This window comes from Ruegeria sp. BF12 (assembly GCF_056538705.1).
Window position 1 is genome coordinate 88,753 of the sequence record NZ_JBQFTP010000011.1, and the last position, 25,977, is coordinate 114,729.

General features: G+C 56.8%; 26 protein-coding genes. 12 read left to right on the plus strand and 14 right to left on the minus strand.

Features of this window, described 5'->3' with window-relative positions; genetic code table 11:
• Position 1: 1 nt before the first annotated feature.
• The gene (locus tag ACR0J0_RS16995) at positions 2 to 2,257 is read right to left on the minus strand and encodes an NADP-dependent malic enzyme (RefSeq protein WP_480665331.1); all 2,256 of its coding nucleotides are present in this window, start codon (positions 2,255 to 2,257) and stop codon (positions 2 to 4) included.
• Positions 2,258 to 2,420: 163 nt separating this feature from the next.
• On the opposite strand from ACR0J0_RS16995, the gene mutS reads away from it, so the two are divergent.
• Positions 2,421 to 5,036 carry a DNA mismatch repair protein MutS gene (gene mutS, locus ACR0J0_RS17000; protein WP_480665379.1) on the plus strand — a complete coding sequence of 872 codons (2,616 nt, stop codon included), beginning with the start codon at positions 2,421 to 2,423 and terminating at the stop codon, positions 5,034 to 5,036.
• 31 nt (positions 5,037 to 5,067) lie between these two features.
• Here the strand turns inward: mutS and ACR0J0_RS17005 are convergent, their stop codons facing one another.
• Together ACR0J0_RS17005 and hrcA are read right to left on the minus strand one after the other, a co-directional pair.
• A complete protein-coding gene (locus ACR0J0_RS17005) occupies positions 5,068 to 5,631 on the minus strand; it encodes a nucleotide exchange factor GrpE (RefSeq protein WP_170468241.1) in 564 nt (187 codons plus the stop codon).
• Positions 5,632 to 5,641: 10 nt separating this feature from the next.
• Positions 5,642 to 6,706, minus strand: coding sequence for a heat-inducible transcriptional repressor HrcA (hrcA, locus tag ACR0J0_RS17010; protein ID WP_480665332.1), 1,065 nt, complete (start codon positions 6,704 to 6,706; stop codon positions 5,642 to 5,644).
• A gap of 112 nt (positions 6,707 to 6,818) precedes the next feature.
• Here hrcA and rph point away from each other — a divergent pair, with 112 nt between their 5' ends.
• The 4 genes from rph to ACR0J0_RS17030 are packed head-to-tail and all read left to right on the plus strand — an operon-like array spanning position 6,819 to position 9,644.
• Entirely contained in the window at positions 6,819 to 7,532 is a 714-nt protein-coding gene (gene rph / locus ACR0J0_RS17015) for a ribonuclease PH (RefSeq protein ID WP_480430059.1), read from the plus strand.
• Entirely contained in the window at positions 7,529 to 8,143 is a 615-nt protein-coding gene (gene rdgB / locus ACR0J0_RS17020) for an RdgB/HAM1 family non-canonical purine NTP pyrophosphatase (RefSeq protein WP_480665333.1), read from the plus strand. The genes rph and rdgB overlap by 4 nt, the downstream gene beginning before the upstream one ends.
• Positions 8,133 to 9,287 carry a radical SAM family heme chaperone HemW gene (gene hemW / locus ACR0J0_RS17025; protein WP_480665334.1) on the plus strand — a complete coding sequence of 385 codons (1,155 nt, stop codon included), beginning with the start codon at positions 8,133 to 8,135 and terminating at the stop codon, positions 9,285 to 9,287. The genes rdgB and hemW overlap by 11 nt, the downstream gene beginning before the upstream one ends.
• 3 nt (positions 9,288 to 9,290) lie before the next feature.
• Positions 9,291 to 9,644, plus strand: a complete 354-nt coding sequence (locus ACR0J0_RS17030) for a YbaN family protein (RefSeq protein ID WP_480665335.1) — start codon at positions 9,291 to 9,293, stop codon at positions 9,642 to 9,644.
• Here ACR0J0_RS17030 and ACR0J0_RS17035 read toward each other — a convergent pair.
• The 7 genes from ACR0J0_RS17035 to ACR0J0_RS17065 all read right to left on the minus strand — a co-directional run bounded on the left by ACR0J0_RS17035 (position 9,634) and on the right by ACR0J0_RS17065 (position 16,999).
• Entirely contained in the window at positions 9,634 to 10,530 is an 897-nt protein-coding gene (locus ACR0J0_RS17035) for a ParB/RepB/Spo0J family partition protein (RefSeq protein WP_480665336.1), read from the minus strand. The genes ACR0J0_RS17030 and ACR0J0_RS17035 overlap by 11 nt on opposite strands.
• Before the next feature lie 20 nt (positions 10,531 to 10,550).
• Entirely contained in the window at positions 10,551 to 11,354 is an 804-nt protein-coding gene (locus ACR0J0_RS17040) for a ParA family protein (RefSeq protein WP_480665337.1), read from the minus strand.
• Positions 11,347 to 11,961: a 16S rRNA (guanine(527)-N(7))-methyltransferase RsmG gene (gene rsmG / locus ACR0J0_RS17045; protein WP_480665338.1), complete on the minus strand. Its 615-nt coding sequence runs from the start codon at positions 11,959 to 11,961 to the stop codon at positions 11,347 to 11,349. The genes ACR0J0_RS17040 and rsmG overlap by 8 nt, the downstream gene beginning before the upstream one ends.
• On the minus strand, positions 11,958 to 13,826 hold the full coding sequence (gene mnmG, locus ACR0J0_RS17050; protein WP_480665339.1) for a tRNA uridine-5-carboxymethylaminomethyl(34) synthesis enzyme MnmG: 1,869 nt from the start codon (positions 13,824 to 13,826) through the stop codon (positions 11,958 to 11,960). Before mnmG ends, rsmG begins: the two co-directional genes overlap by 4 nt.
• 12 nt (positions 13,827 to 13,838) lie before the next feature.
• Positions 13,839 to 15,125 carry a tRNA uridine-5-carboxymethylaminomethyl(34) synthesis GTPase MnmE gene (mnmE, locus tag ACR0J0_RS17055; protein ID WP_480665340.1) on the minus strand — a complete coding sequence of 429 codons (1,287 nt, stop codon included), beginning with the start codon at positions 15,123 to 15,125 and terminating at the stop codon, positions 13,839 to 13,841.
• A gap of 30 nt (positions 15,126 to 15,155) precedes the next feature.
• Positions 15,156 to 16,427 carry a transcription termination factor Rho gene (rho, locus tag ACR0J0_RS17060; RefSeq protein ID WP_480665341.1) on the minus strand — a complete coding sequence of 424 codons (1,272 nt, stop codon included), beginning with the start codon at positions 16,425 to 16,427 and terminating at the stop codon, positions 15,156 to 15,158.
• Positions 16,428 to 16,549: 122 nt separating this feature from the next.
• Positions 16,550 to 16,999, minus strand: coding sequence for a CopD family protein (locus tag ACR0J0_RS17065; RefSeq protein WP_239339650.1), 450 nt, complete (start codon positions 16,997 to 16,999; stop codon positions 16,550 to 16,552).
• A gap of 404 nt (positions 17,000 to 17,403) precedes the next feature.
• On the opposite strand from ACR0J0_RS17065, the gene ACR0J0_RS17070 reads away from it, so the two are divergent.
• From ACR0J0_RS17070 to dnaQ, 4 genes are read left to right on the plus strand one after another with little or no spacing between them, the layout of a single operon-like run.
• Positions 17,404 to 18,003, plus strand: coding sequence for a Maf family protein (locus ACR0J0_RS17070; protein ID WP_480665342.1), 600 nt, complete (start codon positions 17,404 to 17,406; stop codon positions 18,001 to 18,003).
• The gene (locus ACR0J0_RS17075) at positions 18,000 to 18,833 is read left to right on the plus strand and encodes a shikimate dehydrogenase (protein ID WP_480665343.1); all 834 of its coding nucleotides are present in this window, start codon (positions 18,000 to 18,002) and stop codon (positions 18,831 to 18,833) included. The genes ACR0J0_RS17070 and ACR0J0_RS17075 overlap by 4 nt, the downstream gene beginning before the upstream one ends.
• On the plus strand, positions 18,830 to 19,423 hold the full coding sequence (coaE, locus tag ACR0J0_RS17080) for a dephospho-CoA kinase (RefSeq protein ID WP_480665344.1): 594 nt from the start codon (positions 18,830 to 18,832) through the stop codon (positions 19,421 to 19,423). Before ACR0J0_RS17075 ends, coaE begins: the two co-directional genes overlap by 4 nt.
• On the plus strand, positions 19,416 to 20,138 hold the full coding sequence (dnaQ, locus tag ACR0J0_RS17085) for a DNA polymerase III subunit epsilon (protein ID WP_480665345.1): 723 nt from the start codon (positions 19,416 to 19,418) through the stop codon (positions 20,136 to 20,138). The genes coaE and dnaQ overlap by 8 nt, the downstream gene beginning before the upstream one ends.
• A 27-nt stretch (positions 20,139 to 20,165) precedes the next feature.
• Here dnaQ and secB read toward each other — a convergent pair whose 3' ends face one another.
• Together secB and ACR0J0_RS17095 are read right to left on the minus strand one after the other, a co-directional pair.
• Complete coding sequence (secB, locus tag ACR0J0_RS17090) at positions 20,166 to 20,663, minus strand: protein-export chaperone SecB (RefSeq protein ID WP_475200587.1); 498 nt, start codon at positions 20,661 to 20,663, stop codon at positions 20,166 to 20,168.
• Between the two features lie 54 nt (positions 20,664 to 20,717).
• Entirely contained in the window at positions 20,718 to 21,218 is a 501-nt protein-coding gene (locus tag ACR0J0_RS17095) for an FxsA family protein (RefSeq protein ID WP_480665346.1), read from the minus strand.
• A gap of 107 nt (positions 21,219 to 21,325) precedes the next feature.
• On the opposite strand from ACR0J0_RS17095, the gene ACR0J0_RS17100 reads away from it, so the two are divergent.
• Genes ACR0J0_RS17100 through ACR0J0_RS17110 form a run of 3 tightly spaced genes read left to right on the plus strand, consistent with a single transcriptional unit; the run spans position 21,326 to position 23,603 of the window.
• Positions 21,326 to 21,985, plus strand: a complete 660-nt coding sequence (locus tag ACR0J0_RS17100) for a Tim44/TimA family putative adaptor protein (RefSeq protein WP_480665347.1) — start codon at positions 21,326 to 21,328, stop codon at positions 21,983 to 21,985.
• Entirely contained in the window at positions 21,982 to 23,016 is a 1,035-nt protein-coding gene (mltA, locus tag ACR0J0_RS17105; protein WP_480665348.1) for a murein transglycosylase A, read from the plus strand. The genes ACR0J0_RS17100 and mltA overlap by 4 nt, the downstream gene beginning before the upstream one ends.
• Entirely contained in the window at positions 23,016 to 23,603 is a 588-nt protein-coding gene (locus tag ACR0J0_RS17110) for a Smr/MutS family protein (RefSeq protein WP_480665349.1), read from the plus strand. Before mltA ends, ACR0J0_RS17110 begins: the two co-directional genes overlap by 1 nt.
• On the opposite strand, the gene ACR0J0_RS17115 is transcribed toward ACR0J0_RS17110, so the two are convergent.
• Both ACR0J0_RS17115 and ACR0J0_RS17120 read right to left on the minus strand, forming a co-directional pair.
• The gene (locus ACR0J0_RS17115; protein WP_480665350.1) at positions 23,600 to 24,820 is read right to left on the minus strand and encodes an MFS transporter; all 1,221 of its coding nucleotides are present in this window, start codon (positions 24,818 to 24,820) and stop codon (positions 23,600 to 23,602) included. The two genes, ACR0J0_RS17110 and ACR0J0_RS17115, sit on opposite strands and share 4 nt — an antisense overlap.
• Positions 24,817 to 25,917: an alpha/beta hydrolase gene (locus tag ACR0J0_RS17120; RefSeq protein WP_480665351.1), complete on the minus strand. Its 1,101-nt coding sequence runs from the start codon at positions 25,915 to 25,917 to the stop codon at positions 24,817 to 24,819. The genes ACR0J0_RS17115 and ACR0J0_RS17120 overlap by 4 nt, the downstream gene beginning before the upstream one ends.
• Positions 25,918 to 25,977: the final 60 nt, after the last annotated feature.

Here is a 25,977-nt window from a genome sequence, read left to right on the forward strand (position 1 = left end):
CTTATCCAATATCGCAGGCGGCCAGAATGGCCATGTTCAGAATGTCATTCGCAGTCGAAACGGTCGAGCAGATCTGGATCGGTTTATTGATCCCCGACAGGATCGGTCCGATGACGGTGGCTTCGCCCATCTCTTGCATCAGCTTTGTCGAGATCGACGCCGAGTGGCGAGCGGGTACAATCAGGATGTTCGCCGGACCGGTCAGACGAGAGAACGGATAGGCCGATTGCTGGTCCACGTTTAGCGCCACATCCACGGTCATTTCGCCTTCGTACTCGAAATCGACGCCGCGTTTGTCGAGAACCTCGGGCGCGACATGCATCTTTTCGGCGCGTTCGGAAACCGGATAGCCAAAGGTCGAGAAGCTGACAAAGGCGACGCGCGGCTCAAGCCCCATGCTACGTGCCACAGAAGCGGACCGTTCGGCGATGTTGGCCAGATCGTTTTCATCCGGCCATTCGTGCACCAGTGTATCGCCGATCAGAACGATCCGGCCCTTGTGCAGCAACGCGGTCACGCCAACAGCGCCGTGCTCTGCATCAGCGTCGAATACATGGTTGATCCGGTCCAGCACATGCGCCGACTTACGGGTCGCCCCGGTCACAAGACCATCGGCATGGCCGTGCGCCAGCATCAGAGACGAGAATACGTGGCGGTCCCGCGCTGCAAGCCGGTGAATATCCTTGCGGTCGAACCCTTGCCGCTGCAGGCGCTGGTAAAGGAAGTCTTTATACGCATCAAGATGTGTGGTGTTGGCGGCGTTCACGACCTCAAGTTCGCGCACGGCGTCGCCCAAACCGGCGGCTTCCAGTTTTTCTTTTACATCGTCGGGACGCCCGACAACCAGAGCCTTGCCGAAGCCGGAACGCTGATACATCACCGCTGCGCGCAACACGCGCGGATCGTCGCCCTCGGCAAAGATCATCCGGCTTTGGGCGGCACGGGCACGGGCGTTCAGGCCGCGCAGGATGCTGGCGGTCGGGTCCATGCGGGACTTCAGGCTCAGCTCGTATGCGTCCATGTCGATGATCGGACGACGGGCTGCACCGGTATCCATCCCCGCTTTGGCAACTGCTGGCGGGATACGGTGGATCAAACGCGGATCAAACGGCGTCGGGATGATGTAATCACGCCCAAAAGTCAGCGATTTGCCATAGGCCATTGCGACCTCATCCGGCACATCTTCACGCGCCAGTCGGGCCAGCGCATGGGCACAGGCGATTTTCATCTCGTCGTTGATGGCCCGGGCGTGAATATCTAACGCGCCGCGGAACAGGTAAGGGAAGCCCAGAACGTTGTTCACCTGGTTCGGATAGTCGCTGCGTCCGGTGGCAACGATCGCATCGACCCGCACCTCGTGCGCCTCTTCCGGCGTGATCTCTGGGTCCGGGTTCGCCATTGCGAAAATCACCGGATTGTCCGCCATCGACGCAACCATGTCCTGCGTTACCGCCCCTTTGACCGACACGCCAAGGAAGACGTCCGCGCCATCCATAGCCTCTTCCAAGGTACGCAGATCCGTGGTGATGGCATGGGCCGATTTCCACTGGTTCATACCCTCAGTCCGACCCTGATAGATCACGCCCTTGGTGTCACAGACGATGCAGTTTTCGTGTTTGGCACCCATCGACTTCAGAAGCTCGATACAGGCGATACCTGCCGCACCCGCGCCATTCAGAACGATTTTCACATCTTCGATTTTTTTGCCCGAGATTTGCAGCGCGTTCAACAGACCCGCCGCGCAGATCACCGCTGTGCCGTGCTGGTCATCGTGAAAAACCGGAATGTCCATCTCTTCCTTCAGGCGCTGTTCGATGATGAAACATTCAGGCGCCTTGATGTCTTCCAGGTTGATCCCACCAAAGGTCGGCCCCATCAGACGCACGGCGCGGCAGAACTCGTCGGGGTCTTCGGTGTCCAACTCGATATCGATCGAGTTCACATCGGCAAACCGTTTGAACAGTACGGATTTCCCCTCCATCACCGGTTTTGAGCCCAGCGCACCAAGGTTTCCTAGGCCTAAAACGGCCGTTCCGTTCGAGATCACGGCCACCAGATTACCCTTGTTGGTATAGTCGTAGGCGGTTTCCGGCGCTTCGGCGATTGCTTCACATGGAACAGCGACGCCGGGACTGTAAGCCAGCGACAGATCGCGCTGCGTTGTCATGGGAACGGTGGCCTGCACCTCCCACTTTCCGGGGGTCGGGTCGAGGTGAAAGGCCAGCGCCTCTTCTTTGGTGATCTTCGCTTTGGGCATGTGATGGGTCGTTTCTTTACATCTGCGGGACTTTTGCCTCATAGCGCAGGCGCGCGCGCGCCTCAACGAGAATGAGTTTTCGGCTTTTACAGAAGATGTGGGATTTGTAAGGTCGCGCCCGGAATACGCCAAAAGGGGGCCGGTTTTGTCCACAGTCACGCCGATGATGGCACAATATCTCGAGATCAAAGAGGTCCATGCAGACGCCCTGCTGTTTTATCGTATGGGCGACTTTTACGAGATGTTCTTTGAGGATGCCGTCAACGCCGCCGAGGCGTTGGACATCGCGCTGACCAAACGCGGCAAGCACAACGGAACCGACATTCCGATGTGCGGTGTGCCCGTACATTCCGCCGAAGGGTATCTGCTCACACTGATTCGCAAAGGGTTTCGTGTCGCCGTATGCGAGCAGATGGAGAGCCCTGCTGAAGCGAAGAAAAGAGGCTCTAAATCAGTGGTAAGACGCGATGTCGTGCGTCTGGTGACGCCCGGCACTCTGACAGAAGACGCGCTATTGGAGGCCCGCCGCCACAACTTTCTGGCCGCTTATGCCGAGGTTCGGGATGAGGCTGCACTGGCCTGGGCCGATATCTCGACAGGGGCGTTTCACGTGATGCCTTTGACCTCTGTTCGTCTTAGTCCCGAACTGGCTCGGTTGGCACCATCCGAGCTGATCGTGGCCGATGGGGTTCAGGACAAACTGACCGAACCTGTCATGGATCTGGGTATCTCGCTGACCCCGATCGGGCGCGCCAGCTTTGACAGCACTGCGGCGGAAAAGCGCATCTGCGGATTGTTTCACGTGGGTGCTCTGGACGCGTTCGGCAGTTTTGGACGCGCCGAGATCTCGGCCATGGGTGCGCTGATCGACTATCTGGAGATCACGCAAAAAGGCAAACTGCCCCTGCTGCAGACGCCATTGAAGGAATCCGAGGACCGTGTGGTTCAGATCGACGCCGCCACACGGCGCAATCTGGAGTTGACCCGATCGCTGTCCGGCGGCCGCGCCGGGTCACTGCTGTCCGTGGTGGATCGCACCGTCACACCCGGCGGCGCACGGTTGTTGGAGCAGCGTCTGTCCAGCCCTTCGCGTAATCTGGATGTTATTCACGGACGGCTGGATTCGGTCAGTTTTGCCGCCGAAGATAGCCTGATCGCATCGGACCTGCGCGAGGCTCTGCGCAAAACTCCCGATCTGGACCGCGCCCTATCGCGCCTGTCACTGGATCGCGGCGGCCCCCGTGATCTTTCTGCCATTCGCAACGGCCTGACCCAGGCTTCGACGATTGCCGAGCTTTGCACGGATCAGGACATACCTCTCCTTCTGGCAACAGCCCTGCAAAACCTGGTTGGTTTCGACGATCTGTTGAACCTGCTGGATGACGCCCTTGTTGCCGAACCGCCGCTTCTGGCTCGCGACGGTGGCTTCATAGCCCCGGGGTACGATTCCGAACTGGACGAAGCCCGTACCCTTCGCGACGAAGGTCGCTCGGTCATCGCTGGCTTTCAACAAAAATACGCAGAACACACCGGCATCACGTCACTGAAGATCAAGCACAACAATGTGCTGGGCTACTTCATTGAAACCACGGCCACCCACGCCGAGAAAATGCTGAACCCGCCTCACAGCGAGACCTATATCCACCGCCAGACCACCGCGAACCAGGTGCGGTTCACAACCGTCGAGCTGTCCGAGATCGAAACCCGCATCCTGAACGCAGGAAATCTGGCACTTGAGATTGAAAAACGGCTCTATAAAAGGCTTTCTGACGAAATTCTGGACAAAGCCGCACGCCTGAACCAGGCTGCACGCGGGCTGGCTGAACTGGATCTGACAACTGCTTTGGCCGATCTTGCGCGCGGAGAAAACTGGTGCCGCCCGCAGGTCGATGCCACGCGCGCTTTCGATGTTCAGGGTGGTAGACACCCGGTTGTCGAACACGCCCTGCGCCAGCAAAGCGGTGACGCCTTCATCGCGAATGACTGCGATCTCAGCGCCAACGATGGCGCGGCGATCTGGCTGCTGACCGGTCCTAACATGGCCGGTAAATCAACCTTTCTACGCCAGAATGCGCTAATTGCCCTGCTGGCCCAGATGGGCAGCTACGTCCCCGCAGAGCAGGCGCATGTTGGCCTTATCAGCCAGTTGTTCAGCCGCGTCGGAGCGTCCGACGATCTGGCCCGAGGGCGTTCGACCTTTATGGTCGAAATGGTCGAGACTGCCGCCATCCTCAATCAGGCCGATGACCGCGCCCTCGTCATTCTGGATGAAATCGGTCGCGGTACCGCCACATATGACGGCCTTTCAATCGCCTGGGCCACGCTTGAACATCTTCACGCATCCAACAAATGCCGCGCACTGTTTGCCACGCATTATCACGAGCTAACGGCCTTGGCGGGCAAACTTGAGGGAGTTGAAAACGCCACAGTCGCAGTCAAGGAGTGGGAAGGCGAAGTCATCTTCCTTCACGAAGTCCACAAAGGCGCGGCAGACAGATCCTACGGTGTTCAAGTCGCCCAGCTGGCCGGACTACCGGCATCTGTGGTCGAGCGTGCCCGTATCGTGCTGGATCAATTGGAGAAAACGGAACGCGAAGGTGGTAAGCAAAAAGCTCTGATAGACGATCTGCCTTTGTTTTCGGCTGCGCCGCCTCCACCGCCACCAACACCCAAAGCGTCACCCGTCGCCGACATGCTCGATGATATCCTGCCGGACGAGCTGACCCCGCGTCAGGCGCTCGACCTGATCTACAAACTGAAAGAGGCGGCCAGAACCTGACTGCCTCGTAACACTCTGGATCTGAACCCGCTTAACTCGCAGGCGTCGAAGAAACTCCAACCTGTGCCGGGCGCAGCAGGCGATCGTGCAGCATGAAGCCCTCGGCCGAAACCTGAATGATGTCACCAGCACGGGTGCCAGGAACCGGTGCCTCAAACATCGCCTCATGGATGTTCGGATCGAACCGGTCACCAACTTCAGGCGTAATCACTTCGATTCCATGCTTTTGGAACACGTCCTTCAGCGCCCGCATGGTCAGCTCGACGCCTTCCAGAAGCGGGCCTGCCACTTCTTTCTGCTCGTCGGTTGCGGCTTCGAGCGCTCGTTTCATGTTGTCGTAAACCGGCAGCATGTCGCGAGCCAGTTTCGATCCGCCATACTGTTCGGCATCGCGGCGCGCTTTGTCGCCACGCTTGCGCGCGTTTTCGGCATCCGCCAATGCGCGCATGAACTTGTCCTTGAAATCGTCCCGCTCAGCACGCAGCGCATCAATTTCCAGCGCTTCTTCGCTGATCTCGGCAAATTCCTCGGCCAGCTCTTCCGCCTCGGCGGTTGCGATATCGTCCAGAAAATCTTCGTTCTTGGGCTCTGCCATCTCTTACCCTCTAGCTCCGGTCGGAAATCAGTTTTCCGACCAGTTGCGCTGTATAATCCACGATCGGCACGATCCGTCCATAATTTAGACGTGTGGGCCCTATGACCCCAACCGCACCAATTATCTTACGATCAGCGTTCATATATGGAGACACCACCAAAGAGGAACCCGAAAGTGAGAAAAGTTTGTTCTCAGACCCGATAAAAATGCGCACACCCTCGCCTTCCTCGGTCAATTCGAGGAATTCGGCGATGTCCTGCTTGCGTTCGAGGTCATCAAACAACGTTCGGATTCGGTCCAGCTCTTCGGCTTCGCCGGGTTTTCCCAATAGATTCGCACGTCCGCGCACGATCAAACGGGCCGAGTCGGTGCCGTCTCCATCCCATACGGCCATGCCGCTTTCGACCATCTCTCGGGCCAGCACATCGATTTCCTGTCGGCGCGCGGTGATCTGAGTCTGCATCTGACGGCGCACTTCGCTAAGCGTACGTCCTTCGATCAGCGAATTCAGGAAGTTCGCCGCCTCGCGCATCGAACTGGGTGTCTGCCCCGGAGGGGGCGTGAACAGACGGTTTTCCACATGCCCATCTGCGAACACCAGAACCACCAAAGCGCGGTCATGCGCTAGCGAAACAAACTCGATATGCTTGATCTCGGATTCATGCTTGGGGGTCAGAACCAGCGAAGCACCGTGTGTCACGTGTGACAAAGCCGAGCCGACACGATCCAGCATTCCGCCCACATCGCCTGCATTAGAGCCTAATGTTTCGTCGAGCTTCTGCCGATCATCGGCACCCAGATCCCCAACTTCAAGCAATCCGTCCACGAACATCCGCAACCCTTGCTGCGTAGGAATTCGGCCTGCGCTAACATGCGGGCTATCGAGCAGGCCCAGAAACTCCAGATCCTGCATGACGTTGCGCACGGTGGCAGCACTGACTTTTTCCGACAGTGTGCGGGTCAGCGTACGGCTTCCGACCGGTTCTCCGCTGTCCAGATAGCTCTCGACGATCAGCCGGAACACTTCACGTGACCGGTCGTTCATTTCATCCAGAACTCTACTTGCTTCGCTCATCGGCAATCCCCTGCTGGATCGGCATTAAATCGCAGGCATATGAAAGGTCAATCGGGGTTGCATCCTAAGGCACGGGGACGTTATCCCCAACCCAGCAAACAAAGGATTTTCCATGCGACCCTCAGGACGTGATTTAAACGAAATGCGCGCCGTTTCAATTGAGACGGGCTTTACCAAACATGCCGAAGGTTCGTGCCTGATCAAGATGGGCGATACCCACGTGTTGTGCACCGCAACGATCGAGGATCGCGTGCCGCCGTTCATCAAGGGTTCGGGCCTGGGTTGGGTCACCGCTGAATACGGTATGCTGCCCCGTGCAACCAACACCCGGATGCGGCGTGAGGCGGCCTCGGGCAAGCAAGGTGGTCGTACCGTGGAGATCCAGCGTCTTATCGGTCGCGCCCTTCGTGCAGGCGTGGACCGCGTTGCGCTGGGTGAGCGTCAGATCACTGTGGATTGCGACGTGATCCAGGCCGATGGCGGCACCCGCTGCGCCTCGATCACCGGCGGTTGGGTTGCGCTGCGTCTTGCCGTGAACAAGCTGATGAAGGCTGGCGACGTGATCTCTGATCCGCTGGTCGATCCGGTGGCAGCGGTGTCCTGCGGCATCTATGCCGGCCAACCGGTTCTGGATCTGGACTACCCCGAAGACAGCGAGGCCGGCGTAGACGGCAACTTCATCATGACCGGTTCGGGCAAGCTGATCGAAGTTCAGATGAGCGCAGAGGGTTCGGTCTTTAGCCGTGCCCAAATGGACCAACTGATGGACTTGGCGGAAAAAGGCGTTAGTGAACTGGCTGCGGCGCAAAAGGCTGCCACCGCATGACCCGAAAGTTCGACAGCGACAGGCTGCTGGTGGCCACGCACAACAAGGGCAAGCTTGAGGAGATGGCCCATCTCCTCGAACCCTTTGGTGTGACGGTTGTGGGCGCAGGCGAAATGAACCTGCCCGAACCCGAGGAAACCGAGGACACTTTCGTCGGTAACGCCCGGATCAAAGCCCATGCCGCCGCCAAGGCGACCGGCCTGCCTGCCCTGTCGGACGATTCCGGGATCACCATCGACGCGCTGGACGGTGCGCCGGGTGTTTACACCGCCGATTGGGCAGAAACGGGCAACGGTCGCGATTTCCTGATGGCCATGACCCGCGCGCATAATGAGCTGGAGGCGAAGAACGCCGCCCATCCTCGCACTGCGCAATTCCGCAGCACGCTGGTGCTGGCCTGGCCCGATGGACATGACGAAGTGTTCGAGGGCATCGCGCCGGGTCATCTGGTTTGGCCAATTCGGGGTAAAGGCGGTTTTGGATATGACCCGATGTTTGTCCCCGACGGGTACGACATTACCTTTGCCGAGATGGATCGCTGGGAAAAGAACAAGATCAGCCATCGCGGTCGCGCGGTGGAGATGTTCGTGAAAGGCTGCTTTGGCGGATGATTGGCGCAACGGGGGCTTTGGCCTGTACGTGCATTGGCCTTTTTGCGAGGCCAAATGCCCTTATTGCGACTTTAACAGCCATGTTTCAAAAAATATTGATCAAAAACAATGGCTTAAGTCATATCTGAGCGAACTGCAGCGTACGGCGTCCGAAACGCCGGACCGGGTTCTGAATACAATATTCTTTGGTGGTGGTACGCCGTCCTTGATGGCGCCTGACACTGTCGCTGCCATTATTGACGAGGCTCGCTCTTGTTGGCGGCCTGCCAATGACATGGAGATTACGCTTGAGGCCAATCCGGGATCGGTCGAGGCCGGTCGGTTCGCCGCCTACCGGGATGGGGGTGTAAACCGGGTCTCGATGGGGGTTCAGGCCCTGAACGACGAAGATCTGCGGCGTCTGGGGCGTATCCACACCGTTGCCGAGGCCCGTGCTGCCTTTGATATTGCGCGCACCTGCTTTGACCGCGTCAGCTTTGATCTCATCTATGCCCGCCAACATCAGACGTTGGACGCCTGGCGCGCCGAGCTGACTGAGGCGCTTTCGATGGCCGTCGATCATCTCTCGCTGTATCAATTGACGATCGAGGAAGGCACCGCCTTTGGGGATCGCTATGCCGTTGGCAAGCTGCGCGGCCTGCCCGAGGATGACCACGCCGCCGATATGTATCTGGCGACACAGGAGATCTGCGAAGCGCATGGTCTGCCTGCCTATGAGGTGTCAAACCACGCGCGCCCCGGGTCAGAATCTCGGCACAACCTGATCTACTGGCGCTATGGAGATTACGTCGGCATCGGTCCCGGAGCACATGGCCGCGTCACGCTGGAAGGCCAGAAAATGGCGACCGAGACGCATTTGTCACCCACCGCGTGGCTGGATGCAGTTGCTAAGGGGAGCGGTGAGAAAGAAAGAACCCGACTTCCTACTCAAGATCAGGCCAGTGAATACCTTATGATGGGGTTGAGAGTCACCGAAGGTCTAAATATTGATCGTTACAACAGATTGTCGGACCAGCCATTGCCGGAAGACAAGCTAAATGACCTGAAAGAAATTGGTATGATAGATTTGGAAGATGGCCGTCTGGTTGCCACCAAAGACGGTCGCGCAGTTCTGAATGCGGTCATCCGAGAGTTGTTGGGATAACAGATGCAATACCTCTGGGCCGCGTTGGGCTTACTATGTGTCGGGCTGGCAGTGATCGGCATTGCATTGCCTCTCTTGCCGACGGTCCCGTTTCTTTTGCTGGCCGCGTTCTTTTTTGCCCGGTCTTCATCCCGTTTGCACAACTGGTTGGTCAGCCACGGGACTTTTGGACCTATGATTCTGGACTGGCAACGTTCAGGCGCCATTCGTCCGGCCGCAAAAAAAGCGGCCACCCTCTCGGTCGCCGCTGTTTTTGGTTTGTCAGTCATTCTTGCGCTTCCAAGTCACATCCTGATCATTCAGGCAGTCGTCCTCGGCGGCGTGATGATCTTTATATGGACCCGCCCTAGCGGCTGAGTTTGGCGCACAGATCGTCCAGCTGATCCAGGTTCTCATAGGTCAGAACAACCTGCCCTGTTTCCGATCCCGCCTTGTGGTTGATCGCCACCTTCATCGCCAATATCGCCGAAAGATCTTTTTCCAGCGCGCGCGTATCTGCATCCTTACCCGCATTCAGGTTTCTGGACCGCGGAGCTGCTTGTGGCGCATCACCCTGCTGCTGCTTTTTCACCAACGCTTCGGTCGCACGTACCGAAAGCCCGTCCTTGACGACGATTTTCGCCAGTTCTGACGGATTTTCTGCCGTAATCAGGGCTCGGGCATGTCCTGCTGACAGTTTTCCCTCGATAACCAGCGTCTGAACATCCATAGGCAGCGACAACAACCGTAAGAGGTTCGCGATATGACTGCGACTCTTTCCCAGCGCTTCAGCAAGCTTTTCTTGCGTATGGCCAAACCGGTCCATCAGTTGTTTGTAACCAGCCGCCTCTTCAACCGCGTTCAGGTCCGCGCGCTGAATGTTCTCGATAATGGCGACTTCCAGAACTTCGGTGTCGTCAAAATCCCGTACGATCACAGGAATATCGTGCAACTGCGCCATCTGAGCCGCCCGCCAACGGCGTTCACCTGCTACGATTTCGTAGCTTCCGCCGCCAACCTCACGCACGATCAGTGGCTGAATGATGCCCTTTTCCTTGACCGAGGCCGCAAGCTCATCCAGTTGCTCCGGCGAGAATGTTCTGCGGGGCTGGTTAGGATTGGCGCGTAGCTTTTCGATCGGGACCTTCATGTCCGGGCGGCGGGGCTCCGATGGCCTCAAGCCTTCCGTATCCTGCGTCACATCCGCCATCAGAGCAGACAGCCCCCGACCTAAACCTCTGGGTTTTGCTTTTTTGGCGGCCACGGTGCCCTCCTCGCTGCCGCTTATGCGGCGATTTTCTTGTTTTTATGCATGACTTCCCGGGCCAGGTGCCGATAGGCCATCGCCCCCAGAGATCCCGAGTCATATTGCAAAACAGGCAATGCGTAAGACGGCGCCTCACTGACCCGCACATTTCTGGGTATCTTGGTTTTAAATACCATCTCACCCAGATTGTCACGCGCGTCTTTTTCGACCTGACGGGACAAGTTGTTGCGGTTGTCATACATAGTCAACACAACACCTTCGATTCTAAGGTCCGGATTCGCGGTCTGACGAACCTCTCGAATGGTCAGCATCAGCTGTGACAATCCCTCCAATGCAAAGAACTCGCTTTGCAGCGGAACCAGTACGGAATGCGCTGCGACCATTGCGTTCACAGTCAACAAATTGAGAGACGGAGGGCAATCAATCAGCACAAAGTCCAGTTCAAACTTGTCGATCGCGGTCTGACGCAAAGCGTCATGTAAAAGATAGCTGCGCTTTTCGTTGGAAATCAGCTCGATATCAGCCGAACTCAGATCAACTGTTGCCGGAACGACGAACAAACCCTCGATTTCCGTTTCCTGGACAACGGCCTCCAATGGCGCATCATCTAAAATCAGGTCGTAGGTTGTCCAATCCCGGTCCTCGACCCCCAACCCGGTGGACGCATTACCCTGTGGATCAAGGTCAACAACCAACACCTTGCACCCTGCCTCAGCCAAGCCCGCGGCTAGATTGATTGCCGTAGTGGTTTTTCCGACCCCGCCCTTCTGATTGGCAACCGCAATAATTCGGGGCCCTGAGGGACGAGACAAATCAACCACGTGAAACTCCTTTTATTTTAAGGATAACGGCCTGAGGCTCAGTTAAACTTGTAATCGGGTCGACATCGAAATTCCATTCTTCCCGCGCCTCTTCCAGCTCTTTTTTCCACTTTTCGCCTTTCGGCAACAGCGCCAGACCTGATTTACACAAATGTCTGTCACAAAAGGATAATAGTGTACGCAGATCCGCCAGAGCCCGCGCTGAAAGGATGTCAGAATTCAAGGGATCAACTACCTCGATTCGCTTTGAAATCACACTGCAATTCACACCACATACACGGGCGGCGTTGCGCAGGAACGCGGATTTTCGTTGATCGCTTTCAACGAGGGTAAATTGGGCCTTCGGCGCATCTTCAACAGCCATAATGGCGCAAACCATTCCGGGGAAACCGCCACCGCTTCCTAGATCCACCCAGTTCTCAAAAGGCCGAGCGCATCTGTAGACCTGAACCGAGTCTTTGATATGCCGAACCCAGATTTCATCCAGGCTTTTCCGTGAAACCAGATTGATCTTTGGATTCCAGCGCTTCACAAGCTCAACATAGGTCGCTAGACGTTCAAATGTTTCACGTGAAACACCCAAATCGTCGAGAATGGCTTTATTCATGCTTTGCGAACCTTCTGATCGCGGCGAAGTTTAGCAAGTACAAGTGTAAGCGCGGCCGGTGTAACACCTTCGACACGCCCAGCCTGTGCTATGTTCTGAGGCTTTGCGTTTGAGAGCTTTTGCTTCATTTCCGAAGACAACCCTTCCATCGCGAAATAGTCAAAACCTCGCGGAATCTCATAAGCTTCGTCACGTTTCATCGCTTCGACATCTTTCCGCTGTCGCGCAATATAGTTCGCGTAAAGCGCGTCCCGCTCCACTTGCAGACGGATTTCACGATCAACATCAGAAATTTCCGGAACCAATGGCAAAAGGTCATCAAAATGAACGTCCGGAAAGGCCAGAATCGCCATACCATCCCGGCGGTTGCCGTCCTGATTGACGTTGATACCCGCCGCCCGGACTTCTTTTGGCGTAAATGTCCGCTCGGTCAGTTTGGACTTTGCACCTGACAGTTTCTTCATCTTATCGGTGAATTTCGACCGGCGTTCCTGCCCGACACACCCAATATCAAGGCCAATGGGTGTCAAACGCTGGTCTGCGTTGTCAGCCCGCAAGGAAAGCCGAAATTCCGCCCGAGAGGTGAACATCCGATAGGGCTCTGCGACACCACGCGTTGTCAGGTCATCGATCATGACGCCGATGTAACTGTCCGCTCGTGTGAAGTGGATAGGTTCCCGACCCAGCACTTTTTGGGCGGCATTCAAACCAGCGACAAGGCCTTGGGCCGCCGCTTCCTCATATCCTGTGGTGCCATTGATCTGACCCGCTAAATATAGGCCTTCAACTTCTGGCAGCGCGAGGGAGGATGTCAAAACGCGGGGGTCGACATAGTCGTATTCAATCGCATAACCCGGTTGCAGAATTTCCGCCGCTTCAAGACCTTTAATGGATCGCACATATTCCAGCTGAACGTCCTGAGGCAAGGATGTTGAAATCCCGTTCGGGTAGATTGTGTGATCTTCTACACCTTCGGGCTCCAGAAAGATCTGATGCGAATCTTTGTCGGCAAAGCGGACGATCTTATCTTCGATTGACGGGCAATATCTGGGCCCTACCCCGTCAATATGACCACCATACATAGCGGATCGGGACAGGTTTTTTTCGATGATTTCGTGCGTACGCGCATTTGTATGTGTGATTCCACAGGAAATCTGCGGGGCGATCACTTCTGTAGACAAGAAAGAAAACAGGGTCGGCTCATCGTCACCGTTCTGTTGTTCAAGATCGCTCCAATCAATTGTGCGACCGTCCAGCCGCGGTGGCGTACCCGTTTTCAATCGCCCCAATGGCAGTTCAAAACTGTCGAGACGTTCCGCCAACTTGATCGACGGACGATCTCCCATACGCCCGCCAGGTCGTGATACGTCTCCAATATGAATAACGCCGCGCAAGAACGTACCCGATGTAAGAATGACAGCTTTCGCCTTTATTTCTGATTCGTCAGCCAGTTTGACGCCAGCGATGCTGCTTCCAACCATCAGAAAGTCGGCGACCTCGCCGACCACGACAGATAGGTTAGGTTGTTTTTGCGTTTCCCTTTGCATCGCGGCACGATACAAGGCACGGTCGGCCTGCGTTCTAGGACCCTGAACTGCTGGTCCTTTGCGGCGATTCAACAGGCGGAACTGAATTCCCGCCTGATCCGCGACGCGTCCCATGACGCCGTCAAGCGCATCGATTTCCCGGACCAAGTGGCCCTTGCCCAACCCGCCAATTGCCGGATTACAAGACATAACTCCGATATCCGAAGCAGACAATGTCACCAAGGCCGTTTTGACACCCATACGAGCCGCCGCATGAGCAGCCTCGGTTCCTGCATGCCCAGCACCAACAACGATCACATCGAATTCTGAATGTTTCACGTGAAACACTCCTTACTTACCCAGGCAGAAGCTCGAGAAGATTTCATCCAAAAGGTCCTCCACCCCTATTCTGCCAACCAAGGTTTCAAGGGCACGGATCGCCGTGCGCATTTCTTCTGCTGCGATATCATACAAGTCCGGACCTGATTCCAGAACCGCCATCGCTGCTGCAAGCGCCTTATGCGCCGTATTCAGCGCCGCACGATGTCGTTCTCGCGTCGCAATACCACTGCTTGTAGTTCTATTGCTCAGAACGCGCGAAATCTGGGAGATAAGCCTATCGATACCCTGCCCGGTTTTTCCAGAGATTCCGCCTTCAGACGGTTCCCGAAGATCAGACTTGGGCAACACTTGGATATCATCAGACAACATTAGAACACCTAGTTCCTCGGGGTTTTCAGTCAGAAACACACGCAGATCAGCTGATTCCGCCCGTTTTTTGGCCAACTCGATCCCGAGGTTTTCAACGTGGTCTTCGGTTTCCCGCAGACCCGCTGTGTCCAACAGCGTGACAGGCAACCCAGCAAGGTCCATTCGAACTTCAATCACGTCCCGGGTCGTTCCGGCATATTCTGACGTTATCGCCGCTTCGCGCCCTGCCAACGCATTCAGCAAAGTCGACTTTCCTGCGTTCGGAAGACCTACAATCGCAACTTCAAACCCTGTTCGAATCCGCTCTGCGATCTTCACACCCTCTGCTTCTCTGTGAAGATCGGCCATGACGCCGGCAACCAGGGATTTTACTTCAGGAGTGACGTCGGTCGGGACTTCCTCATCCGCGAAATCAATCACAGCTTCCAGCAACGATGCCGCCCGGATCAGATCGCGCCGCCAGCGCTCGGCCAATGTGCCCAACTCACCCGCAAGAATGGTCTGCGCCTGTTTACGTTGCGCTTCGGTTTCAGCGTCTATTAGATCGGCAAGACCTTCGACCTGTGTCAGATCCATCTTGCCATTTTCCAGCGCTCGGCGTGTGAATTCCCCGGGCTCCGCAAGACGTAGCCCGGACATATCGGACAGGGTTCGCATCACTGCGTTTACCGAGGCGGTGCTGCCATGTATCTGCAGCTCGGCGACATCTTCACCAGTAAAGCTGGCCGGGCCTTGGAATGTCAGGATTAAGCCATCGTCCAGGCGCGAGCCATCGGCCGCATGCAGCGACCGCACCCGCATGCCACGGGCCGGCAACGTGCCATCGGTTAATTTGCCCGCAGCGGAATGCGCCTGAGGGCCAGAGAGGCGTATGACCGCCACCCCGGCTTTGCCTTGCGCGCTGGCCAAGGCGAATATCGTATCCATTCGAAGGCCTCGCGTCAGTTAAGACCTGTGTCAGGTGTTCATCGAATCGAAGAACTCGCCGTTTGTCTTGGTCTGTTTCAACTTCGACAACAGGAACTCGATCGCATCGGTTGTGCCCATCGGGTTGAGGATGCGGCGCAGGACGAAGGTCTTGGCCAGATCGCCCTTATCGACCAGCAGATCCTCTTTGCGGGTGCCGGACTTGAGGATGTCGATCGCCGGGAAGACGCGCTTGTCCGCGATCTTGCGATCTAGAACGATTTCCGAGTTACCAGTGCCTTTGAATTCTTCAAAGATAACCTCGTCCATACGGCTGCCGGTATCGATCAGCGCGGTGGCGATGATGGTCAGCGAACCGCCCTCTTCGATGTTCCGCGCCGCACCAAAGAACCGCTTAGGCCGTTGCAGCGCGTTTGCGTCCACACCACCGGTCAGAACTTTACCCGAAGACGGTACCACTGTGTTAAATGCCCTACCAAGTCTTGTGATCGAATCAAGAAGAATAACAACATCTCGTTTATGTTCGACCAAACGCTTGGCTTTTTCGATGACCATTTCCGACACCGCCACGTGACGCGTCGCCGGTTCGTCAAAGGTCGAAGATACAACCTCGCCCTTCACCGAACGCTGCATGTCGGTCACCTCTTCCGGGCGTTCGTCGATCAGCAGGACGATCAGATAACACTCGGGGTGGTTCTGTTCGATTGAGTGCGCGATGTTCTGCAGGATCACCGTTTTACCGGTCCGCGGAGGCGCCACGATCAGCGACCGCTGACCTTTACCGATCGGCGCAACCAGATCGATCACCCGGGCCGACTTGTCCTTGATGGTGGGATCTTCGATTTCCATCTTCAGACGCTCATCAGGATAGAGCGGCGTCAGGTTGTCGAACAGGATCTTGTGCTTGGCTTTCTCAGGATCTTCAAAGTTGATCTTGGTGACATTGGTAAGCGCAAAGTAGCGCTCATTGTCATCAGGCGCCTTGATCTCACCTTCGACGGTGTCGCCGGTGCGCAGCGAATGCAGGCGGATCATATCGGGCGAAACATAGATGTCGTCCGGACCCGGCAGATAATTCGCCTCAGGCGAGCGCAGAAAGCCGAAGCCGTCCTGCAGCACTTCCAGCACACCGTCACCACCGACGGTCCAGCCTTCATCCGCGCGTTCGCGCAGGATCTGGAACATCATCTCGCCTTTTCGCATGGTCGAGGCGTTTTCGATCTCCAGCTCTTCGGCCATGGCCAGAAGGTCTTTGGGGCTTTTGGCCTTCAGGTCGGCCAGATTCAGGGATTCAGTGGACATTATATATACCTTCGCCGCTGACACCGCGGCACGAAGTGGAATTTCAGTACGGAAGATACGCCGCCCGGACGGGCGTGTTGCTCCTTACATAAGCGTGACAGCCGCCCGAGTCAAACAGGCCCTCAGAACTTCAGAACGACCGCCAGAACGATGACAATCATCAAAACGGTCGGAACCTCGTTCATCATGCGAAACTGCCGCCCAGTGAGCTTATTTCGGCCCTCAAGGAAATCCCTGCGTCGTGCCATCAGCCAGTGATGGAACCAGGTCATGCCAATCACGGCAGCACCCTTGACCCAAGGCCAAGACCAGTCCCATCCGACGATGCCCGGCGTGAAGACCATGATCAGGCCGCACACCCACGCCACGTACATCGCTGGGCGCATGATCACACGCAGCAGCTTTTCTTCCATTTCAAAGAAGATTTCCTGCGCTCCGTCGACAGATTGCGCCTTTTCCACGTGATAGACGAATAGTCTGGGCAAATAGAACAGCCCGGCCATCCATGAGATTACGGCCATTATGTGTACAGACTTCACCCACGGGTAAATCGTGAAAAGAAGATCAGTCATTCTGGCTCCGGACGTTGTTCGGAACTCTCCCTAATAAAAAAATAAGAAAAGAAAAAGGAAGATGGTTTTGTAGGGTGAGTAAAATCGGTGGATTACTTTTTTACCCATGTGTTTTCCCCAGGTGGACAAAGTTTCGCTTTTGCCATCTGATTCTGTTGATTGGAAATTAAATATAGCATTTTCAAATGGTTGCGATTATATGATATGGATGTTTCTGGGGATAACCCGTTGGGTAAAACGGGACATCCGGGTTTTCCCGTGTTCTCAGGTTATCCTTGTCCCAAATGGATGGTGTTCGGGCGACTCGGGTAAGATTTTCGCGATATGCCCGGGGTTGCGTGTCAACCGGAAAACCATACAAACCATCCCAGAACACTCAACGATTTGCTCAGGGGGTTTTCCACATGTCTGTCCCCATCATCCTTGCCTCGGGGTCATCGATCCGCGCGCAGCTGCTGCGCAGCGCGGGCGTGCCGTTCACGGTGCAGACCGCGCGGGTGGACGAGGACACCGCCAAACGCGCCTTGTTGGCCGAAGACGCGCCGCCGCGTGATATTGCGGACACCCTGGCTGAAATGAAAGCCCGCAAAGTCAGCGACAAGTCCCCCGGTGCGATGGTTCTGGGCTGTGATCAGGTGCTGGATTTTGATGGGCGGTTACTGTCCAAGCCGGAGTCGCCTGAAGATGCGCTGGCACAGCTCAAGGCGATGCGGGGAAAGCGGCATATGCTGCTGTCCGCCGCTGTCATCTACCGGGATGGCGAACCAATCTGGCGGCATGTGGGACAAGTGCGCCTGAAGATGCGGATGAGTTCGGATGCCTATCTGCGACGCTATATTGACCGCAACTGGGATAGCATTCGTCACGCGGTGGGCGCGTATAAGCTGGAAGAAGAAGGTGTTCGCCTGTTCGCCACCATTGACGGCGACTATTTTAATGTCTTGGGTATGCCCCTGTTGGAGCTGTTGAATTTTCTGGCCGTCAAAGGGGTGATCGATCAATGACCAAGAACCGAATTCCACTGGCCGGGGTGATCGGGCATCCGATTGCACATTCTAAGTCCCCTAAGCTGCATGGGCATTGGTTAAAGACGCACGGGTTGGCTGGTCACTACATTCCCATGGACGTTGCGCCAGAGTATTTGGAGAGCGTTCTGCGGACTTTGCCCAAAGCCGGATATGTCGGCGCAAATGTGACCGTCCCCCATAAAGAGGCGGCACTACGTCTGGCGGATCACGTGTCGGATCGCGCGGCCAAAATTGGTGCGGCAAATACGCTGGTCTTTCAGGATGACGGCTCGATCCACGCAGACAACACTGACGGCTACGGTTTCATGGAGAACCTCCGCGCTGGTGCGCCGGATTGGAACCCGGAAGATGGGCCCGCAGTGGTCTTCGGCGCAGGCGGCGCCGCACGTGCCGTTCTGCAGGCGTTGGTGGATGCCGGAGTCCCAGAGATTTTGCTGACCAACCGTACACGCGAACGCGCCGATCAATTGAAAGAAGAGTTCGGGCCGCGCATCAAGGTGGTCGATTGGGTGAAGGCTGGCAACGTCATCGAAAATGCTGAGCTGGTGGTGAACACAACCTCATTGGGAATGCAGGGGCAGCCTGAACTGCGGGTTCCTCTGGATGGGTTGCAGCCGGGTGCCGTCGTTACCGATCTGGTATACGCGCCGCTTAAAACTCGGTTGTTGCGGACGGCCGAGGAAGCCGGATGTACAACGGTCGACGGTCTGGGCATGTTGCTGCATCAGGCGGTTCCGGGATTTGAACGTTGGTTCGGTCACCGACCCGAAGTGACGGATGATCTGCGCGCAGCGGTGCTGGAATGAGCTTTGCTCTTGGCCTCACGGGCTCGATTGGTATGGGGAAAAGCACCACGGCGCAGATGTTCGTGGACGAAGGCTGTGCGCTTTGGGATGCCGATGCGGCTGTACATAGACTCTATTCAAGGGAAGGTGCTGCGGTTGAGCCGATGCGGGCGGAGTTTCCGGATGCTGTTGTAGACGGCTGTGTCAGCCGGGATGCGCTGAAGCAGATCATCGCGCAGGACCCCGCCGCGTTGAAAGGGATTGAGGCCATCGTCCATCCCCTTGTGGCCGCTGACCGTGCCGAGTTTAGGGAAACTGCCACGGCGGACATTTTGGTCTTTGATGTGCCATTGCTGTTCGAAACGGGCGGAGATGCAGCGATGGATGCGGTCGCCTGTGTTTCGATTCCGGCGGATGAACAAAAACGCCGCGTAATGGAACGCGGAACGATGACCGAGGCACAGTTCGAACAGATCCGTGCCAAACAGATGCCGAATGACGAAAAGTGCGCGCGGTCGGATTTCGTGATCGTAACTGACACTCTGGACCACGCCCGCGCGCAGGTGCAGGATGTGGTCAGGCAGATACGGGCGGGGCTGGCAGATGCGTGAGATTGTACTCGATACCGAAACCACGGGGTTTGATCCCGAAAGCGGCGACCGGATTGTCGAAATCGGTGCGGTGGAACTGTGGAACCACGTTGCTACGGGTGAAACCTATCACGTATATATCAATCCGGAACGTTCGATGCCGGATGAGGCATTTGGCGTGCACGGTATTGGCCCCGACCTGCTGGAAAATCCGCGGCCGCCGGAAAAGGGTGAGGTCACACTGAAGGACAAGCCGGTTTTTGCCAAGGTCGGTCAGGGGTTTCTGGACTTCGTCAGGGATTCCAAGTTGGTCATCCACAATGCGTCCTTCGACATGAAATTCCTGAACGCCGAGTTGAAATGGATGGGATTGCCGACCCTTCCGATGGATCAGGCGCTGGATACGCTTGCGATTGCGCGCAAACGATTTCCGGGCTCGCCCGCGTCGCTGGATGCGTTGTGCCGCCGGTTCAACATCGACAACACCAACCGTGTGCTGCACGGGGCGCTGCTCGACTCCGAAATTCTGGCCGAGGTGTATCTTGAGCTGATTGGCGGGCGGCAGCCGGATTTCGGCCTGTCCACGAGCGCAGCCTCTGCTGCCGGTGGCGGCGATGATTGGCGTCCGACAGCGCGCCCGACGGCCTTGCCGTCGAAGATCACCGCAGACGAACGCGCGGCTCATGATGCTTTTGTAGAGAAGTTGGGCGAAAACGCCCTGTGGACCCGCGCCTGAGCCCCTGCCCGGCGCGGGTGCAACCGATTAAGCTTCGGTTTTCTGAGCTTCGGCCTGACGGCGCATCAATTCGTTGCGGTACAGCGCAACAAAATCGATGTTGTCCAGGTTGACCGGCGGGAAGCCACCGTCACGGGTGATGTCGCTGACGATACGGCGCAGGAAGGGGAACAGCATGCGCGGACACTCGATCATCAGGAACGGGTGCAGCTGATCGTCGGCGACGCCTTCGATGTGGAACAGACCGCAATAATCCAGCTCGCACAGGAACAGGACGTCTTCCATGCCTTTGGCTTTGGACGTCAGGTTCAGCTTCACGGCAACTTCGTACTGATGCTCGGTCGGGCGCTTTTTGGCGTCCAGGTTCACCTGCACGGCGATCTCGGGCTGCACGTCGCCCGACACGCCTTTTTGCGCCATCACGTTTTCAAATGACATATCGCGAATGAATTGTCCCAGAACGCGCATCTGGATCTGAGGAGCGGCCTGTGCCGCGGTGTTTTCTGCAGGGCTTTCGTCAGCCATGGATCTACTCCGAAAATGAAATTCGCCATTGCTTAGCAAGTTGGGCGCGACACCTCAATGCTGGTGCGGACCTTCGACCCATTTGGATGGCTTCGAAGGGTTCTGACGTGGTCGAACCTCGGTGAACTCGCCGTCGATCACGTCATCCTGATCAAACGGAGTCGGACCAGTGCGAAACTGCGCGCCGGTACCCATCTGAAAGTGCGTGATGGTGGCCTTGGATTTCAGATAGCGGAAAACAGCCACCCGAACGCCGGGAATAAGCAGCGCAAAACCAACAGCATCAGTGAAGAACCCCGGTGTCAGCAGCAAAACGCCGGACAACAGGATCATCGCGCCGTGGGCCAGTGGCTCGGTCGGATCGTCCAGTTCAGCAAAGGACCGCTGCAGATTGGCCAGTGCCATGCGACCTTGTGTCCTGACCAAAACGGTGCCGATTACGGCTGTCAGGACTACGATCGCCAGTGTTGGCCACAGGCCGATCAGGCCGCCAACCTGTATGAACAGGGCGATCTCGATGATGGGCACTAATAAAAATGCCAAGAACAGATACATTTGCGTTATCCTTTACCATAGGCCGGGCTGTGGACTTGCCACGATCTGTCACCTACATAGTGGCAAGAGGCTGCGTATACAAAGTCGCGGTCTGAAAAGAGGATGAAATGAACGAACCGATGATCCAGTTGCTGGTCCTGGCCGGAATTGCCGTTTTCCTGATCCTGCGCCTGAAAAGCGTGCTGGGCACGCGTGAGGGTTTTGAGAAACCTCCTGTTCAACAGCAACCCGATACGAACAAATCGCGTCGCGGGTTCGAGGTGATCGAAGGCGGCCCGGATCATGACATCACAGACCATGTGGCCGAAGACAGCGAACAGGCACAAACTCTGGCCGCGATGAAGCGGGTTGAACCCAGCTTTTCCGTCACTGAGTTTGTGCAGGGCGCGCGCGGTGCCTACGAGATGATCGTCATGGGGTTCGAAAAGGGCAATCTGGATGAAATCCAGCCCTTCCTGTCCGAAGAGGTGTTCGACACATTCGTATCAGTCGTTGCGGCCCGCGAAGATCAGGGTCTGACAATCGAGGCCGAGTTCATCGGTGTGCGTGAAACCACGCTGGCTGATGCAAAGTTCGACAAAGATACAAACCAGGCGGAAATCACCATGCGGTTTGTCGGAGAGCTGACCTCGGTCGTACGTGACCGTGGTGGCGACATCATCGAAGGCAACCCGAACACCGTCAAACGCCAAAAGGACAGCTGGACCTTTGCCCGTGTCATGGGCTCTGATGATCCGAACTGGCTGCTTGTTGCCACGGACGCATGATTGGCGCGCTCAGGTCGCTATTACTGGTGGCAGCTATGACCACTGCCGCCAGCGCTGAACCGACGCGATCTATTCTTTCTTTTGACGATCTGGATGGATGGGCTGCCGACGATCACGGGGCGGCCCTTTCGGTTTTTCTGAACACCTGCGGTGATCTGGATGATCCGGACTGGCAAGCGTTGTGTGGCGTCGCCCGCACCTATGAGGCGGATGCGGCTCGGTCGTTCTTTGAACTGTTCTTTCGACCGGTTCTGGTAGAGGACGGTGAAAAGGCGCTTTTCACCGGTTATTTCGAACCTGAACTGGACGGGTCCAAAACACGGACGGATCGTTTCAAATACCCGATCTACAAGATGCCGCCCGAGGCGCGGGCCGAAGGACCATGGCTCAGCCGTCGCGAAATCCTGACCGGTGACACAATGCAGGGTCGCGGACTTGAGATTGCCTGGGTGGATGACCCGGTTGAGCTGTTCTTTCTGCAAATCCAGGGCTCGGGCCGTGTCCGCTTGCCGGATGGCAGCGCGTTGCGCGTCGGTTATGGCGGCGCGAATGGTCATCCTTACCGTTCGATTGGTGCCGAGCTGATCCGTCAGGGCGCGTTGGGCGCGCACGAGGTCAGTGCCCAGATGATCCGCGCCTGGGTGCGCAAGAACCCCGAAGCCGGGGCCGAACTGTTGTTCCACAATCCCTCATATGTGTTCTTTCGCGAAGTCTCGCGTGTCGCACCCGAACTTGGGCCACTGGGCGCCATGAACCGGTCAGTGACCACAATGCGCAGCATCGCGGCTGATCCGGCTTATACGCCGCTGGGTGCTCCGGTCTGGGTGGAAAAGGACGGCAAGACGCCATTGCGTCGGCTGATGATCGCGCAGGATACAGGTGCGGCCATCAAGGGTGCGCAGCGCGCGGATATCTTCTTTGGCACTGGCGATGAGGCCGGCCAGGCCGCCGGGCGCTTGAAGGATCCGGGTCGGATGGTTCTGCTGCTGCCGATCCAGCGGGCCTATGCCCTGTTACCGGATGAATTCTGATGTCACGGCGCAAACTGACTGCAGATGAGATCGAGCTGTGGCGCAAGGTCGCCAAACAGGCTGAGCGTATGCACCCGGAAATCCCGCAGTCGGTTCATCCGATCAACTTGCCCAAACCCAAACCAACCAAAACTCCAAAGCCGCGATTTGAAGCATTCGAGGTCGGACAAAACGCAGCGGGTAAACCAGCGCGGCATGCGTTGAAGCCAATGATCGGAGACAGTCTGCGGGCCAGCCCTGTGCAGATGGACACCAAGGCGTTTGGCCGTATGAAGCGGGGTAAAATCAAACCCGAAGGCAAGCTGGACCTGCACGGCATGCGCGTAGATACCGCGCACCCGACGCTGATCCGTTTTGTTTTGGCCGCGCAGGCGTCGGGCAAACGTCTGGTTCTGGTTGTCACCGGCAAGGGCAAGGATCGGGACGAACCAGGACCTATTCCCACCCCACGCGGTGTTTTGCGCAATCAGGTGCCGCAATGGCTGGCCCTGCCACCTTTGGCGCAGGCCGTGTTGCAGGTGGCGCCAGCCCATATCAGCCACGGTGGCGACGGAGCTTATTACATCTACCTGCGACGTACGCGTTAAAACGAGCGCTCTTCCCGTGAAATTCCGATCTTTGCAGAGAGGCAGACGAGGATAAAGAACCCTCCGATCCACAGGAATTGCGTATCCAGCGAGATATCTGCATCCAGAAGGACACCGGTCAGTCCGGGGCCGATGGCCGATCCAAGCACCATGACCGCCGTGGCCATCGCCTTGATGGACCCAATATGTCCGGTGCCGTAAAATTCCGCCCAAAAAGCGCTGGGCAAGGTGTTGTTGGCTCCCACGGTGAGGCCCAGAAAGGCCATTGCGATCATGGCCCCTGCGATTGAACTCGTCATTCCCGCAATGACAAAGCCAATCGCAATCGGGATTTGGTAATAGGGCATCAGCCGCGCCGTGCCCCATTTGTCCAACGCCCAACCGGCCCCAAACATCGATATCAACGATACGCCGGTGTAGACCGGAAACAGCGCCACCAAATCAATATGCTGCCAACCTTTCACCTCGGCCAGATGCACCTGGTGAAAGAAAAACGCGGTGATAAAGGCCGACGGACCCAGCAACGCCGGTGCCATAACCCAGAACAGGGGATGAAACAGAGTTTCCTTTCGCGTCCAATGGCGGCCCTGCATTCCGGTTGCCGAATACTCGCTGGCCAAACTCTGCGGTGTGCGCTCCTGACGTAATAGACGTGTCAGAACCGGTATTCCCATTAAGACGATCGCCGCGGAAATCACCCAAAGCCAGCGCCAGTCCAATACGGCCATTGCAGCCACGAAGGCGAGCGGCAGCAGCGCCTCGCCTATCGCATAACCGACCGAGGCAATCGAAAGTGCCTTGCCGCGCGTGACGGTGAACCACCGCGCCATGGCGACCTGCGCCAGATGCATGCTCATCCCCTGACCGAACAGACGTAGCAAAAAAACCACCAGCGGCAGAAGAATGAGCCAACTGTTCACAGCCATGGCCAGCGCCGCCAAAGCCAGACCGGCCAGGACGACAGGCCCCAAAACCCGGACGCGAAAGATATCCGTCAGCCCGCCCGCCCAAATCATCACGAGGGCAGATACAGTGGTGCCCAGCGAATAGAGACCACCCCACGCCCCGTGCCCAAGGCCAAACTCTGCGCGGATATTCCCAGCAAAGACCGAGATGAAAAACGTCTGTCCGAAGCTGGACAGAAAGGTCAGCAGAATACCTGCGCCAAGCCAGGCTGCGTTGTCCCGCAGATACTGGCGCAGGCTGAACCGCGTCACGGTGTCGTGACCTGCGCCTGCCCTGTTTCGGTCAGAGTAATCTCAGTTGCGCCATCAGGATTACGTTGGTTGGGTGGAACAAGTAAATCGATACCCGGTCGATATTCGCTCCCAAAGGTATTGTTGACGCGTCGCAAAGAGCTGAGGATCGACAAGAGTGCCGGTGAGGTGGCGGCCACGAAATGTGAGGACTGGGCGTCCTTATTGAAGGCTGTTGTATCGATCACGTTGATCGGGAATTCCTCAAGCGTATCTAGCGAACTGATCCTACCCAATCTCTCACCTTCATCCGTTCCGCGAAGGCGTGCCGAGATGTTTAGAATCTTATCCTTTTGCGACACCATCACCAGGAAAGGATCGGGTGGATTCTTGATCCGGTTCATTTGTGAGCGGAACAGGTCAACATCCAGATCGGGGGAGATCAGAACAACACCTTCGATGTTTCGGTTGGACCAACCGGGTTCCTGCAGTTCCGCCTGCCGCATCATCTCCATAGACAGAGCGCCGCCCATGGAATGTGCGACCAGAATGACACGTTTGACACCCATGGCTTTCAGGTCTCGGATGGTTCGCTCCAACCCGTCACGGGCAAACAGCATACTGTCCAGATCATAGGCATACCCAGAGCCCGTCGCGCGGCTGGGCCAAGAATAAACCAGTGTTGAGCCCGGAAGGCCGATGTCATGGGTCAGCTGTGCCGCACGGAAAATCGTCTCGGTCTGAGTCGAGTTGTAGCCATGCACAAAAATTGTGACATCGTCTTCGCCGCGTAAATGTTCACGCAAACCCTGCGCCCCGTTCAATTCGGTCACATCTGTCAGAACGAATTCTTTTTTGGGGTTTGGGTTCGCGTAGGAGAACTTAAGCGTTCCCGGTGTATGCGTGGGCGGGATCGATACGGTCGATTCAAGAAATTTCAGCGCTTCCCCTCGCCGAAACCCATAGGTCCCATCTGCTTCGCGCGCTCGGGTCGTGCTTACGAATATTTTTTCAGGCGTTCCGACGGTTGTGGCCGACGGCACGATCTCGGTCACCGTGCGGTCAACACAGGCGCTGAGCGAGATGGAAACGAACAGAATGGTCAAATAGCGCAGCACGAGCCAGCCCTCAGGGTGAATTGCGCCTACGCTACTGAATTCTCGCCTCGCGTCCAGCGA

Excerpts from the sequence above, each read along its gene's own strand:
- ACR0J0_RS17005 (WP_170468241.1), bottom strand. The coding sequence starts at position 5,631 with ATGGCAGAGCCCAAGAACGAAGATTTTCTGGACGATATCGCAACCGCC.
- secB (WP_475200587.1), bottom strand. The coding sequence starts at position 20,663 with ATGGCTGACGAAAGCCCTGCAGAAAACACCGCGGCACAGGCCGCTCCT.
- ACR0J0_RS17065 (WP_239339650.1), bottom strand. The coding sequence starts at position 16,999 with ATGACTGATCTTCTTTTCACGATTTACCCGTGGGTGAAGTCTGTACAC.
- coaE (WP_480665344.1), top strand. The coding sequence starts at position 18,830 with ATGAGCTTTGCTCTTGGCCTCACGGGCTCGATTGGTATGGGGAAAAGC.
- ACR0J0_RS17095 (WP_480665346.1), bottom strand. The coding sequence starts at position 21,218 with ATGTATCTGTTCTTGGCATTTTTATTAGTGCCCATCATCGAGATCGCC.
- ACR0J0_RS17110 (WP_480665349.1), top strand. The coding sequence starts at position 23,016 with ATGTCACGGCGCAAACTGACTGCAGATGAGATCGAGCTGTGGCGCAAG.
- dnaQ (WP_480665345.1), top strand. The coding sequence starts at position 19,416 with ATGCGTGAGATTGTACTCGATACCGAAACCACGGGGTTTGATCCCGAA.
- ACR0J0_RS17100 (WP_480665347.1), top strand. The coding sequence starts at position 21,326 with ATGAACGAACCGATGATCCAGTTGCTGGTCCTGGCCGGAATTGCCGTT.
- ACR0J0_RS17030 (WP_480665335.1), top strand. The coding sequence starts at position 9,291 with ATGCAATACCTCTGGGCCGCGTTGGGCTTACTATGTGTCGGGCTGGCA.
- ACR0J0_RS17070 (WP_480665342.1), top strand. The coding sequence starts at position 17,404 with ATGTCTGTCCCCATCATCCTTGCCTCGGGGTCATCGATCCGCGCGCAG.
- rph (WP_480430059.1), top strand. The coding sequence starts at position 6,819 with ATGCGACCCTCAGGACGTGATTTAAACGAAATGCGCGCCGTTTCAATT.
- mnmE (WP_480665340.1), bottom strand. The coding sequence starts at position 15,125 with ATGGATACGATATTCGCCTTGGCCAGCGCGCAAGGCAAAGCCGGGGTG.
- ACR0J0_RS16995 (WP_480665331.1), bottom strand. The coding sequence starts at position 2,257 with ATGCCCAAAGCGAAGATCACCAAAGAAGAGGCGCTGGCCTTTCACCTC.
- hrcA (WP_480665332.1), bottom strand. The coding sequence starts at position 6,706 with ATGAGCGAAGCAAGTAGAGTTCTGGATGAAATGAACGACCGGTCACGT.
- ACR0J0_RS17075 (WP_480665343.1), top strand. The coding sequence starts at position 18,000 with ATGACCAAGAACCGAATTCCACTGGCCGGGGTGATCGGGCATCCGATT.
- mltA (WP_480665348.1), top strand. The coding sequence starts at position 21,982 with ATGATTGGCGCGCTCAGGTCGCTATTACTGGTGGCAGCTATGACCACT.
- rsmG (WP_480665338.1), bottom strand. The coding sequence starts at position 11,961 with ATGAATAAAGCCATTCTCGACGATTTGGGTGTTTCACGTGAAACATTT.
- rdgB (WP_480665333.1), top strand. The coding sequence starts at position 7,529 with ATGACCCGAAAGTTCGACAGCGACAGGCTGCTGGTGGCCACGCACAAC.
- rho (WP_480665341.1), bottom strand. The coding sequence starts at position 16,427 with ATGTCCACTGAATCCCTGAATCTGGCCGACCTGAAGGCCAAAAGCCCC.
- mutS (WP_480665379.1), top strand. The coding sequence starts at position 2,421 with ATGATGGCACAATATCTCGAGATCAAAGAGGTCCATGCAGACGCCCTG.